Source organism: Pseudomonas sp. LBUM1679 (genome assembly GCF_059695565.1).
Genome location: NZ_CP166774.1, coordinates 4,690,837 through 4,703,834, shown reverse-complemented (window position 1 = coordinate 4,703,834; position 12,998 = coordinate 4,690,837). Strand labels below are relative to the sequence as shown.

The window sequence follows — 12,998 nt, the reverse complement described above, 5'->3', positions numbered from 1 at the left end:
CACGCCTGATTTCTGCACTCGGCCAGTGCCATGTGACGAGTATCCGGCGGACCACCGGATCGGCCGGCATAACGAATACAGTTATTCAGGGGGTTCTTGCGCGCTATGCTCAAGGTGTCTCCCCAAGCGAGGCCGTCCTCGGCGGACAAGGGGAGCGCTTTGGCATAGCAGCATGAGACTTTGCTCGACGCCGAATAGCGCATTTCAGAGCTTTATAAAGACAGGAGACCGCTCATGAGCGACCGAAGCAATGCAGCGATGTTGAGATTTGGTCCGGCGTTTGCGTCGTTGCGCGATGGCCTTTCGGTCGCTCAGCAGATTGGCGACACACTTTGGGTGGCCAACGACGAAACCACGAGCCTGGAACGTCTGAAAATCCAGGATGCTGCGCCCGGCGATGTCGTAACGTGCGATGAGCACCAATCGTTTCAGCTCCTGGAGTATCTGGATCTGCCCCTGCCGAAGCAAGACGCCGAGATCGATATCGAGGGGTTGGCCTATGACAGTGGTTACCTCTGGGTGGTGGGCTCCCATAGTCTGAAGCGAAAGAACGCCGAGGCCGGCACTTCTGCACAGAAAAATATCAAGCGCCTGTCGACGGTAGAGGCGGACGGCAATCGCTTTCTGCTGGCCCGCATCCCTGTGGTACAGCAGAACGACGGCTATGCACTCGCCAGGAAGGTGGACGCCGATGGACGTACGGCGGCGCAGCTACGTGGCAGCGAGGTCGGTAACGACCTGACCGTTGCAATCGCTGAAGATCCTCAGCTACGCGACTTCCTGAGTCTCCCGGGTAAAGACAATGGCTTCGATATCGAAGGGTTGGCGGTGATCGGCTCGCGCCTTCTGCTGGGGCTGCGGGGACCGGTCCTTCGCGGCTGGGCTGTGCTGCTGGAGATAGAACCCGAGCTGAACGACGCCTCGACTGACACGTTGATACTTAAGAAAATCGGTCCGGATGGGCGCCGCTACCGCAAACACTTCTTCGCGCTAAACGGCCTGGGCGTGCGTGACCTGTGCACTAGCGGTGACGATCTGCTGATCCTGGCGGGTCCCACCATGGACCTGGACGGGCCGGTAACGGTCTTCCGCTGGTGCGGCGGTTTCGCGTCCGACAAGGAAAGCGTGGTCTTTACGGATCAATTGGAGAAGGTGCTGGAGGTGCCTTTCGGGCAAGGCAACGATCACGCTGAGGCCATGTGTCTGTTCGAATCGGGCGAGCAGCTTGGGGAGGTTTTGCTGATCCTCTACGACTCCGCGGCGGAAAGTCGTAAACACGGCGATACGGATGTGGAAGGGGACCTGTTCATCATGAATTAGCCACGCACCTCGACGTTATCGCGGCCTGTAGATCAGCTTGCATCGTTCAGTTTGCCCAGGTCGAGTTCGTCGACGAAGACGTCGACTACGCGCAGCAACTTCTAAGCTGCTTCTGCTCCAGCGTTTTTTTGTTGAGCTGCGGCAGTTCTCGTACCACGAGTTTACAAACTGTTTTCTTTGTAGATAGATGACTGAAGAAACTCTGCTATCAGCGATGTAATCTGCTGTTGAATCACCCCACGCGGGCGACCGCTGTCGCCGTCCCGGCAAATGATGCCATCACCTGGTACTTCCTCTTCAAGCATTGCCTCCGCGCCAGGTTTGCACACGGACAAGAAGCTGAAATGGCTTGCGTCGCTGATTTCGACGTAACGGCTTGACGCCGCAGGCAAGCGTTTGGCCAGGTTGGCAGACTCTAACTCAGCGGGAAGGTCGTGCGACGGTACGCCGGCAGCGATCACCAGCGTTGGTACCGGCAGCGCGGCCAGGCTTTCATCGGTCATGCCCCGTGAAAGCCCCAGGTCCAATGTAACCACGGCAGTGACGCGTTTATCGCGCCAATCGGCGGCCAACGCGGCCTGTGATTCTGAGGTGCTTGCAGGGTTCATCTTTCCATAGACGGTGCAACTTGTTAACTGCGGGTGGACTTTGCAGTCATGGGCGAAGCGGTCAGGATCGAAACGAGCACCGGCGATCTCCAGGGCGGTCCAGCCGCCAAGTGAATGGCCCACTACTGCAATTCGGTCATTGGCGACCAAGCCGAATTTTTCAGGTTGAGTCGTGACGCTATCAATGGCTCGGCGCACATCAACGGGCCGCTGCCATAACTGTGCCGCTGCTTGAGGGCTACGGTCATGAGTGGTGGTGCCAGGGTGATTGATGGCGGCGACGATGTAACCCCTATGAGCCAGAGCACTGGCAAGCCAGATCTGGTTGCTCCAGTTACCTCTGTACCCGTGGGAGAGCACCAACAATGGATGCTTGCCAGCAGCGGGCGGCGCGTCACGAACGGCAGAAGCCCCGACGAACACCACATCATCGCCGATCAATTGCGTGGCGGCGGTAGTTGCGCTGGGGTACCAGACGACCATCTCCAGTGAGCGGTCATTGTGCGAGTCCGACAGTGTGGAAGATTGGAAGCCGACAGGGTTCTCGTCAGCGAGTGCGATAGTAGTAAGACAGGTCAACAATAGGGCGCTAATAGCTATTTTCAATGTCGTTTCTTCCTTGATCAGACCAGTGCGTGCAACCTGAACCCGCCGTTAGGCGCATCCACCTTCGTAGGGAGTCGAAGCTAATGTGGCTGCATGTAAGCACGGACATTAAAGCCCACATTCAGTTTCAAGTCAGTACTGTCCACGTTCAATCAAGGGAAGATCTGATAGCTCTAGCATATCGAGTTCAGAGGTAAGAGCTAAGCAGGTGTCGCGGCCATCTGATTCAGGCAGATTGAGCAGCCACTGCCAGTCGTAAGCGTCATCTAATGGCCCCTGCCGCATGTCTCCATGCGGTGGGGCTCGTGCATCTATCACCGGGACACTGCTGCTAAGCTTATCCACAATTGCTGATGCAAAAATCAGCAATACGCCCTGGGTCAATTTTCAATCGCCAGGGTGGGTCAGTTTTCAATCGCCAGGGTGGGTCAGTTTTCAATCAGCGCCGACACGTAAGGGAATGAAAAGGAGGTGACAGATGCGATTGAACAACAAGGTTGCCATCGTGACGGGGGCAGGTCGAGGTATTGGCCGCGCCACCGCGCTGCTCTTTGCCAAGGAGGGGGCCAAGCTCGTGCTCAATGACCTCCAAGCAGCGTTGGTCCAGGAGACCGCCAGGCTCATCACAGCGCAGGGCGGAGAGGCCGCGGTCGTGGTGGGCGATGTGGCAAAGGCTGCAGATGCCAAAGCCCTCGCGGAGACGGCGGTGGCGCGCTACGGGCGGATCGACATCTTGGACAACAATGCCGCCATTTACCTCCCGCCGGACATCCTCGATTTGGAGGAAGAGGACTGGGACCGCACCATGGCCATCAACGTGAAGGGGATCTACCTGTGCTGTAAATACGTGATCCCCCACATGATCCAAGGAGGAGGTGGCTCGATTGTCAATCTGGGCTCGATTGTCAGCTTTATTGCACTGGATGGGCCACAGGGCCTGGCGCCGGCCTATGTGACTTCCAAAGGCGCGGTCTTGCAACTCACCAGGGCGTTGGCGGTACGCTACGGGCGTGACAACATCCGGGTGAATTGCGTCTGTCCAGGGTTCATTGACACCGACATGGTGGAGACGGCCCTGGCAGGCATGACAGACTCGCCCCAAATCAGAGAAGACATTCGCAAAGGCGGTGCAGCCGCCCATGTCCTCGGTCGGTTTGGGAAGCCGGAGGAGGTGGCCAACGCCATCCTCTTCCTGGCCTCGGATGAAGCCTCCTTCGTGACGGGCTCCCCGCTCCATGTCGATGGGGGTTACCTGGCACGCTAAGGCTGATGGAGGGAGAGGGCGAGGAACAGAACGGAAATAGGGAAAAGCTAACAGAGCGTTGTCGTCCTGGCTGCATGCTCGTCGCCGAACAACCGCCTCAGCCGACTGCCTCGGGTCGAAGTGAAAAGACCTTCGGTCAGGTAACCCCGCTGTAGCCAAAACATGCTCAAGGCATGCGGACGCTTTCGAAGGCCCTCGGCCAGGGCACCCTGGCGTTCTCGTTGGGGCGGTTACCAAGCCCAGCGCAGCGTTACGAAGCGGCGGTGCCTACCGAGCTAGGAAGGGTCGGCACCCGCGGCAAACGGCTGTGCCAGAGCTCTTGCCAGTGCGTCGATTTCACCGATCATCAACTGAGACCTCAGAGGCAGCATGGTGTGGGGTATCAAAGTCTCAGGGTCTCGCACGTGATGTGGGGTGTAGCCCACCAATCCTGCGTAGAGCGCGGCATTACTGCCCAAGCCTGCGTAAAACCGCTCGAACAACTCCTCCTCTTTTCGCTTTGAAAGCAGCCGATACTGCGATTTGCAGAACGCACACACCTGGATGTAAAACGGGATAAATAATGGCCCCGCCACGTACTTTGCCTGCTCGAGTGCTGTATTGAAGTGCGTGAGCGCCAGCAGGCCGTCACCGGCAAACATGGCATCCCGGGCGCGTACCCATTCGTTGAGCCAGCTGGGGCCGTTCACTAACGCTACGTGCCAGGCCCCTTCGGTGAACCGCCTATGTTCATTTTTGTAAACTAGCTCCAGGCTGTTCGGAATGTCTGCAGCGAGGTTCAGTGAGCCAGGTAAGGCCCTGATTCCGTCGAGCAGAGCTTGATAGCGGTTGGGCGCCTGCTGGGCGAAGGCTTCATGGCCGATGGAATAGTCGTTGAATAACAGATCAAGCAAGTCGCTGCTGGGTATTGAGTGGCTGTGCTCAACCTGGTCGGGCGTCAGGCGGCCCCGTGCCGGAGGCTCGAATGGCCCGCAATCAGCCACATGGACATTTAGGTTGTGAGCGATCATGGCCGCAAAGGCGTGAATCGCGAATGCCTCTTCACGGATGGCCTTCGGCAGGTGGTAGGTCAGCGGTTGAAGGGTTGGATAAAAGGTTTCCCACTTCATCCGGCCGTGCTTACGTAGTCGGTCGATCACCTGTTTAGACTGAGTATTGACCGGCTGGGAGGTGAAGTCACGGTCCCAGGCTTGCTCATCGAGCGCCTCCTCTTTCTGAAACTCGTGGTACTGGTGAAGTTTATGCAGCGAAATGCCAGTGATCCGGCAAGCGGCGTCAGCGAACCCTCTCAAGGGCCACTGTTCATCCCGCTCGGCATCTGGCCAGGCATCGCCTGGTAACAGCGCGCCGGCTAGCGTCGCCGTCATTAGGCGAAGATCTTGGCTGAGAAAGCACTGATAGCTGTACTTCTGGCTCTGCGCGCTGCAGGCGTGCTCTCTGACAAACTCCCTATAGTGGGCAAGCGCTGACACGTAAAAGCCTACAGCCAGTTCGGATACGCCCCAGCGGGAGTAACGCTCAGTGATCAGTGCCTGGATGTACTGGCGCAACTCTATGTACTCATCGAAGGATTCAAAGTCGGTTTTGGATAGGTGATTGACATAGGCCTGGATCGTTCTGCTTTTCTTGACCTTCTGCGCATCCTTTGGGGCAAGCTGGGCCGTCACCGCGACCAGGTCGTTGAGAGAGCCATACACGCCATCGTCTTTTTTAATTGCCTCGAAAGCCTGCCGCAACGCGGTGCGCCGATCTTTCTCTGTGGCGGCTAAGTGGAAGGTGACGTCTTGGTTGTCGCTGTTCCATAGCCCCAGGCAGTCGCACACGACCTTGTGCAGGTAGCCTAGCGTCGGCAGTTGATGAGTGGTTGGCAGCATGGTTGTTTCCTTGAGAGAAGTCGTCGCCATCCTAGGGAAGTGAAAGCCTCTCACTAAGTATCAAAATCGCGATAGGTGCCAACACCTGGAACCTGAAGGTTCACTGCCACTCGCCCATCCGCCATACCGGCACCGAAGATGCGTCAGTGTGGCCGCCTCACACGGTTGTCCCAAACCGGACATTGACCTTCACAGGGATGCGTCATGGCGTCCAGCTCACCGGCCATTGCGCCGCTGCATAGCCATCTCTGGTGGCTAGTGGCTTGACCAAGATCGACGAATTTCGTTTCTTTAATAACGATTACAGAGTCCTTGCCAGCAGAATTTGGTGCATCAAGCTCAATGATTCGGATGGCACCTTCTGGCCCAGAGTGTGTAAAAACGCTGGATTCCGTTCGATCTTCAAGGCCTGGGAGGCAGTCACCGGTCGCAGCCTGATAAGGATTCACTTGGCGCCGGTTATCAGTTTCCAAGCAACAAACGTGATGACTGGAGACAATAAAACCAAGGCTCCCACAGTGCAAATTACTTCAAACCAATAGCTACTTTTGCCCGTGAATCGACCGAGTGTAATGGCTTTGAGCACCCAATAACCGACCCGGTAACAGACGATATGGAACACGACTTCGATAATAATTTCCATGGCATAACTTTGTGATGGCTTCAACTCAGTCTGGCAGCATTCGACCCAAAATCGGGGCTCAAGATGAGCCAGAGACTAAAATACACCAGGCGTCAGTCGCTTTCGGAGAATGGCCAATTACTGTTTAGTCACGCTCGCTGCCTTTTTGTTGAGAGCAGATTTCTAAGGTTCAAGTACTCGGAAAACGGGCATTTTCATTTTCTCCGGGCGTTGCGGTTTTACCGTCACCAACGATTTATAAAGCTATTCGCCGCACCTATCGAAATGAGGATGCTTTGTTGCTGAGCCTGCTAGGCTCGCCATGGCGAACGGCCAAGCTGGGGAGAGGGCTGCGGAACGAGATTCAAGCGGTTGGATATCTTATCTCAGGTGGGTCAAAAGGAGTTGGGTGTGTCCAAGGTTGTGAAGGTGCTGTCAGTCCTGTTTATGTGGTGTATCGCCAATAAGTCACCTACGTACCCAGCCTTGGAGATTCCTATGAATTCAGGTGGGGTTGCTGGTGAGTCAATGCTCGATTTCACGATCAGAGAAGAGGATGAGTATGCAGTGGAGCTCAGCTATTTTTTTGATGCTGAAGATTCATCGAATCGCGAACAGGTATGGAAAGCAGCGGGTGGGGACTTGCGTCTAGGGCCCGGAAATTGGGCAGCGGCAGGCGCACCATTTGATCTTGAAACGATAATTACCGACGCAAAGTCCGGAACAGAAGTGCACCGGTCATCAATATCGCATCCTAAGCTCACTTCTATTGGCGGAAGCGCTTTGTATGCTGAAACTTGTAGGGTTGTTTTGAAGAAAGGCAGATACAAGCTACTGGTACGTCGCAGTGGTAGCGCCGGTGATCTGGAAAAGACGGGTATCAATATAAGCGTCGTTGAGGCCTATCATGGAAAATAGGCGGGATTTACACCCTCACCACTTTTCACAGGATGTGGCTGTACGCACGCGAAGCGGGGTTGGGGCTTTGCCGGGCGAAATTGTTGCCCACCTTGGATGAAGCGTTTCATGGACGATCCCGCGTAAATGCTGACCCCTTCTATGTTTCGATTACGCGAATCGGCGCAGCAACTTCTAAGCTGCTTCTGCTAGTCTGCTGGGCCAGCCAGTTAACAAAGAAAAGCTCAATCAATGTTCAATATCCGTGTCATGACCATGGACGATTACGATGCGGTCATCGACCTCATGAAGCGTACTCCAGGCGTCTCTTTCCGTGATGCTGACTCTCGTGAATCGACCTCGAAATATTTAGAACGAAATCCCGGGATGAGCTTCGTTGCTGAAGTCGGAGCCGTTCTCTGCGGTTGCATCATGTGTGGACACGACGGCCGCAGAGGATATTTGCAGCATTTGGTTGTCCTTCCTCAGTATCGGCGGCAAGGCATGGCAAATGCGTTGGTGGAGCGCTGTATAAAGAAAAAGAACCGGCAGCACTGGCTTTGTACGGACAAATGGAATATTTGATGTCCGCAGCTGAGCGTGGTGAAATCAATGCCCAAGTTGAAGCAAGGGATATACCAGGCCATCGCATCATGGATGAGTCAAACCTTCGGAAATATCGGGAGCTTTCGGATGCTTACAGCAATTTTTATGTTGAACTTATCGAGGGTCGTGGCTCGGACACGCTTAAAATGATAGAAGAAATCATGAAAAAAGGCAGATCGTAAAATAGCTGTTTCTCGGTTAAACTTGCACTAATATTCACCCAAAAAACAGAAATAATCGGCGATATGACAACTGCCCTTACTGTTGAGTGGTCAGCAGTACAGCTAATGGGTAACCGTCCGGGCACCCGGTCGCGGTAGGGATGGCAGTTACCTGCCACCCCCCGCACAGATCCGTACGTCCTGCTGAAAAAATAAGTTAGCTCATGCGATCTTCACCATCATCAATGGTTATTTGCAGGAAAAAGGCTTCTCCCTACGTCAGGTGTGTTAAGGTTCTGACCGGTTTCAAGCATTTCTTCTCCTGTTTGACCGGATCGAACGCTGCCTTCCAGCGTTTTCTCGAGAACCCTCGCTTCATTGGTGGCCTGCCCACCCCCGGCCTTCTGTTTCACCGACAGATGCAGCCTTCATCACATTGCGCCCTCGGTTAATCCGATTTTAGTGCGCATCACCCAGAGCTTGATGGCCCGACCGTTACCGGTACGAGCGTCACTCTTTTCCGCGCTCAGTCGTCGCCAGGGCCAACAAGATCCCGCGTGCGATGAACCGCCTGAAGTAAGGAGTCTTTATGACTTTTAGAGTTGCCATTCTTGGCGCCGGCCCTAGCGGCTTGGCACAGTTACGTGCATTTGAAGCCGCCCGTTGCGACGACGCTGAATCCCCCGAGATCGTTTGCTACGAAAAGCAAAACGACTGGGGCGGCATGTGGAATTACACCTGGCGCACCGGGTTGGATCTGTATGGCGAGCCCGTCCATGGCAGCATGTACCGGTATCTCTGGTCAAACGGCCCCAAGGAATGCTTGGAGTTCGCCAATTACAGCTTCGAAGAACACTTCGGCCGGCCGATTCCCTCCTACCCGCCACGCGCCGTGTTGCGTGACTACATCATCGGCCGCGTCGCCAAAAGCAATGTGCGCCAGCACATCCGCTTCAATACAGCGGTGCATTGGGTTGCCTATGACGAGAGCACCGGCAAGTTCGCGGTCACCGTGCGCGACCTCAAGCAAGACCAACTGATCACCGAAGAGTTTGATCACGTCATCGTCGCCACCGGGCACTTTTCGACCCCCAACGCTCCTTACTTCGAAGGCTTGGAGCAGTTTCCCGGTCGCGTATTGCACGCCCATGATTTCCGCGATGCGTGCGAGTTTCAAGGCAAAAATTTGCTGCTGGTTGGCAGCAGTTACTCGGCAGAAGACATCGGCACGCAGTGCCACAAGTACGGCGCCAAGTCGGTTACTTTCAGCTATCGCACCAAGCCTATGGGCTTTGATTGGCCGGAATCCTTTGCCGAAGTACCGTTGCTCACCCATGTGGTCGGCAAGACCGCACATTTCAAGGATGGCACCAGCAAAGAGGTCGACGCGATCATCCTGTGCACCGGGTATCGGCATCACTTCCCGTTCCTGCCCAACGAGCTAACGCTGGACACGCGCAACCGGCTGTACCCGGAAGGCTTGTATAAAGGCATCGTGTCTTTGTCCAATCCGAAGCTGATGTTCCTCGGCATGCAGGATCAGTACTACACCTTCAACATGTTCGATGCCCAGGCCTGGTATGCCCGGGACATTATGCTGGGTCGTATCAAGCTGCCAGCAGAACAAGCCATGGCCAGCGACAGCCGTGAATGGGTGGCCCGCGAAGAGCAAGTGGCCGATCCCTTTGAAGCCATCGACTATCAAGCCGCCTACATACTCGACCTGCTTGAGCCAACCGATTACCCGCCTTTCGATGTTCTCGCCGTGGCTGATATCTTCAAGGAGTGGGAGCATCACAAAGCAGCCGATATCCTCGGCTATCGCAACAAAAGCTACCGCTCCACGCTGACCGGCACCATGGCGCCCGTGCATCACACGCCGTGGATGGATGCGATGGACGATTCACTGGAAGCCTTCCTGCACGACAAGCAATCGAAGCCAGCAACGGCATCTACATGAATCAGCCAAGCCTGAGCCAGGCACGGTCGCGCTTCACCACCAGCAGCATCCGCTGGGGTTTTACGTGGGCATTGTGGTGCGCCGTGCTCTGGGGGGCTTGGTACGTTCCAGGCTCCGCAGTTTGGTTCGAAGCGCCTTATGCAGACCTGAAGTACGACACCAATGCCGAGTTCATGTTGGCGGCAGCCGTGTTGACCACCTTCAACGCCGTTGCCGTGTTGTTCTTCCTGTTCGTTTGGAACGGGGTGCTGGGCAAGTGGGGCGAGTACGTTCGCACCATCAAACAGATGCGTTACATCTCTAAGTGGTTCTTCATCGGCGCCATCTTTGGCGGCCCGATGGCCATCTTCGGCTCGTATTTGGCGATCGGTTACATCGGCGGGGCCTTCGCGGCCATTTCCGCATTGATGTACCCCATCATCGGCGCAACGCTGGCCAGGCTCTGGTACCAGGAGAAAATCACCCGGCGTGCAGCCATGGGTATTTTTATTATCCTGGCCGGCGGTGTGACGGTGTATGCCCCCGGCATCATTGCTGAAATCACCGGCACCGGTGACGCCGGCTGGCTGGGCTATCTAGGCGGTGCAATGGCTGCTATTGGCTGGGGTGTAGAAGGCGCAATCGCCGGTCGCGGGCTCGATGTTGCCGACCCGGATGTAGGCATTACGGTGCGTTTTACCGCCGAGGTGCTGTATTGGGTCGCACTGATTTTGCCGGCCATCTATTTGTTTACCGATCAACCAGTAGTCGAACTGGTGGTCGCCACATTCAATTGGGCTGCCATCGGCTGGCTGACGTTAGCGGGCGTGACTTTCGGGTTCTGCTACGTCTCTTGGTACAAGTCGTTCCCACTGATTGGCGTCGGCCGCGGGCAAGCAATTGCCGCGCTGTATGGTTTGTTTGCGGTGATCTTCCTCGCCGCCTTCACGCTGAAGTTTCCCGAGTGGAACTTCTTGGCTGGTTTGGTGCTGTTTGTGGCGGGCGGGTTTGTGATGTTCACCGAAAGTGATGAGGTGCTCGAAGTCGTGCGCGCCGTATCAACCGACAGCAAAAAACCTGGCACCGCCGTTGATGCTGTTAACTCGTGATGGTTGGAGCAAGCCATGAATAAGCTGCATATGAAGGGCCGCATTCTCCAGTTGATCAACGATCAGCAGGACGTCGGCATCTGGGACTGGCAAATCACCGATGCGCTGATGAGTGAATACGGTATTTGCGGTGCCTACTGGCGCGGCAACACCCGCGTCACCCTGACGGACCTGTTCTCCAGCGGCATCATCGAAAGTGTTGAGGAGAAGCTGGATGATCAGGCCTATTTTGGTCCTGGCCGAGTGCTGTTCAAGTTCAGGGTCAGCGACTTTGGTCGCCAACGCATGCGCGACACTGCGCTGGCCTGATGGTTGTTGCCACTCACTATTATCACTAAGGAAGCATTATGTCTGATTTCTGGGGTTTTCCGGGCGCCGACATGCTCGCAGTCGCCGTTATTATTGTGCTTAGCAGCTTTGCGCTGTATCAGGCTCGGACTTTTGTGACGAAGCTGTAATCGTCGAAAAAAGGCGTCGAAAAAAGGGGCTCGGATTTATTTTCGGTCAAGGGTGAAAGCCCTTATGTCACCTACGAAAAAATGGCGAAACCCACCGGATCGATTGCGACTACATCGCCGGTGGCGACGGCTTCCACAGCGTTGCACGCCAGAGCATCCCCGCAGAGGTGTTCACGCACTACGAGCGAGACTATCCGTTCGGCTGGCTGGGCCTGTTATCCGACACCCCACCAGTCAACCATGAACTGATCGATGCCCACCACGACCGCGGTTTCGTCCTGTGCAGCCATCGCTCGCTGACCCGTAGCCGCTACTACCTGCAAGTGCCGCTGACCGACAAGGTCGAACAGTGGTCCGATGAGCGCTTCTGGGATGAGCGCAAGGCCCGCCTGCCGCAAGACGTGGCCGACAGACTGGTGACCGGTCCTTCGCTGGAAAAGAGCATCGCCCCACTGCGCAGCTCGGTGGTCGAGCCGATGCAGTAAGGCAAGCTGGTTCTGGTCGGTGACGCCGCAGTTGGCCTATGCCCATGACAGTGGTTACCTCTGGGTGGTGGGCTCCCATAGTCTGAAGCGAAAGAACGCCGAGACCGGTACTTCTGCACAGAAGAATATCAAGCGCCTGTCGACGGTAGAGGCGGACGGCAATCGCTTTCTGCTGGCCCGCATCCCTGTGGTACAGCAGAACGACGGCTATGCACTCGCCAGGAAGGTGGACGCCGATGGACGTACGGCGGCGCAGCTACGTGGCAGCGAGGTCGGTAACGACCTGACCGTTGCATTCGCTGAAGATCCTCAGCTACGCGACTTCCTGAGTCTCCCGGGTAAAGACAACGGCTTCGATATCGAAGGGTTGGCGGTGATCGGCTCGCGCCTTCTGCTGGGTGTGCTGCTGGAGATCGAGCCCGAGTCGGACGGCGACTCGACTGACACGCTGGTGCTCAAGAAGATCGGTCCGGATGGACGCCGCTACCGCAAGCACTTCTTCGCGCTAAATGGCCTGGGCTTGCGTGACCTGTGCACTAGCGATGACGATCTGCTGATCCTGGCGGGTCCCACCATGGACCTGGACGGTCCGGTATCGGTCTTGCGCTGGCGCGGCGGTTTCGCGTCCGACAAGGAAAGCGTGGTCTTTATGGATCAATTGGAGAAGGTGCTGGAGGTGCCTTTCGGGCAAGGCAACGATCACGCTGAGGCCATGTGTCTGTTCGAATCGGGTGAGCAGCTTGGGGAGGTTATGCTGATCCTCTACGACTCCGCGGCGGAAAGGATGAGCCAGGCTATGAAAGCCGCGAAAGGAGCGAACAGTACCAAGACGCCGACGGCGACTGCCCAGCCCCAGGCAAAACCGCTTTCTCCCTTGAAACGGCCGCCACTAAGCAAGCCCAGCACGTAAACGCCAATGCGATGAGCCAACAGGTTGATTACGATGTCGAAGATGAATTCCATTTTTGATCCTCGTATTTCCTTGTCGGTTTTTCTACGCACACCCGAATGGCTATTCTGGCCGTTTGCCGTCACTCGGGTTTGACAAC

At 56.1% G+C, this 12,998-nt stretch carries 12 protein-coding genes and 2 pseudogenes; 10 read left to right on the top strand and 4 right to left on the bottom strand.

Features of this window, described 5'->3' with window-relative positions; translation table 11 throughout:
* Positions 1-8: 8 nt before the first annotated feature.
* Positions 9-212, bottom strand: a pseudogene (locus ACA062_RS21405) (hypothetical protein); the annotation flags it as partial.
* Positions 213-234: 22 nt separating this feature from the next.
* On the opposite strand from ACA062_RS21405, the gene ACA062_RS21400 reads away from it, so the two are divergent.
* A complete protein-coding gene (locus ACA062_RS21400; RefSeq protein ID WP_497452887.1) occupies positions 235-1,320 on the top strand; it encodes a DUF3616 domain-containing protein in 1,086 nt (361 codons plus the stop codon).
* 161 nt (positions 1,321-1,481) lie between these two features.
* On the opposite strand, the gene ACA062_RS21395 is transcribed toward ACA062_RS21400, so the two are convergent.
* A complete protein-coding gene (locus ACA062_RS21395; RefSeq protein ID WP_497452886.1) occupies positions 1,482-2,534 on the bottom strand; it encodes an alpha/beta hydrolase family protein in 1,053 nt (350 codons plus the stop codon).
* A 478-nt stretch (positions 2,535-3,012) separates the two neighbouring features.
* On the opposite strand from ACA062_RS21395, the gene ACA062_RS21390 reads away from it, so the two are divergent.
* A complete protein-coding gene (locus ACA062_RS21390; protein ID WP_497452885.1) occupies positions 3,013-3,798 on the top strand; it encodes an SDR family NAD(P)-dependent oxidoreductase in 786 nt (261 codons plus the stop codon).
* A 275-nt stretch (positions 3,799-4,073) separates the two neighbouring features.
* On the opposite strand, the gene ACA062_RS21385 is transcribed toward ACA062_RS21390, so the two are convergent.
* Both ACA062_RS21385 and ACA062_RS21380 read right to left on the bottom strand, forming a co-directional pair.
* A complete protein-coding gene (locus ACA062_RS21385; protein ID WP_497452884.1) occupies positions 4,074-5,672 on the bottom strand; it encodes an SGNH/GDSL hydrolase family protein in 1,599 nt (532 codons plus the stop codon).
* 445 nt (positions 5,673-6,117) lie between these two features.
* Positions 6,118-6,315 (bottom strand): hypothetical protein, encoded by a 198-nt coding sequence (locus tag ACA062_RS21380; RefSeq protein WP_497452883.1) that lies wholly within the window; start codon positions 6,313-6,315, stop codon positions 6,118-6,120.
* Between the two features lie 390 nt (positions 6,316-6,705).
* Between ACA062_RS21380 and ACA062_RS21375 the strand changes: the two genes are divergently transcribed.
* The 8 genes and pseudogenes from ACA062_RS21375 to ACA062_RS21340 all read left to right on the top strand — a co-directional run bounded on the left by ACA062_RS21375 (position 6,706) and on the right by ACA062_RS21340 (position 12,859).
* Positions 6,706-7,212 carry a DUF5625 family protein gene (locus ACA062_RS21375; protein WP_497452882.1) on the top strand — a complete coding sequence of 169 codons (507 nt, stop codon included), beginning with the start codon at positions 6,706-6,708 and terminating at the stop codon, positions 7,210-7,212.
* Positions 7,213-7,443: 231 nt separating this feature from the next.
* Positions 7,444-7,776, top strand: coding sequence for a GNAT family N-acetyltransferase (locus tag ACA062_RS21370; protein WP_497452881.1), 333 nt, complete (start codon positions 7,444-7,446; stop codon positions 7,774-7,776).
* Entirely contained in the window at positions 7,776-7,979 is a 204-nt protein-coding gene (locus tag ACA062_RS21365; protein WP_497452880.1) for a hypothetical protein, read from the top strand. Before ACA062_RS21370 ends, ACA062_RS21365 begins: the two co-directional genes overlap by 1 nt.
* A 568-nt stretch (positions 7,980-8,547) precedes the next feature.
* Positions 8,548-9,918 (top strand): trimethylamine monooxygenase, encoded by a 1,371-nt coding sequence (locus tag ACA062_RS21360; protein WP_497452879.1) that lies wholly within the window; start codon positions 8,548-8,550, stop codon positions 9,916-9,918.
* Positions 9,915-11,006 (top strand): DMT family transporter, encoded by a 1,092-nt coding sequence (locus ACA062_RS21355; RefSeq protein WP_497452878.1) that lies wholly within the window; start codon positions 9,915-9,917, stop codon positions 11,004-11,006. Before ACA062_RS21360 ends, ACA062_RS21355 begins: the two co-directional genes overlap by 4 nt.
* 15 nt (positions 11,007-11,021) lie before the next feature.
* The gene (locus ACA062_RS21350; RefSeq protein ID WP_497452877.1) at positions 11,022-11,315 is read left to right on the top strand and encodes a hypothetical protein; all 294 of its coding nucleotides are present in this window, start codon (positions 11,022-11,024) and stop codon (positions 11,313-11,315) included.
* A 200-nt stretch (positions 11,316-11,515) separates the two neighbouring features.
* Positions 11,516-11,946, top strand: a pseudogene (locus tag ACA062_RS21345) (FAD-dependent monooxygenase); the annotation flags it as partial.
* Between the two features lie 22 nt (positions 11,947-11,968).
* Positions 11,969-12,859: a DUF3616 domain-containing protein gene (locus tag ACA062_RS21340; RefSeq protein ID WP_497452876.1), complete on the top strand. Its 891-nt coding sequence runs from the start codon at positions 11,969-11,971 to the stop codon at positions 12,857-12,859.
* The last annotated feature ends 139 nt before the right edge of the window (positions 12,860-12,998 follow it).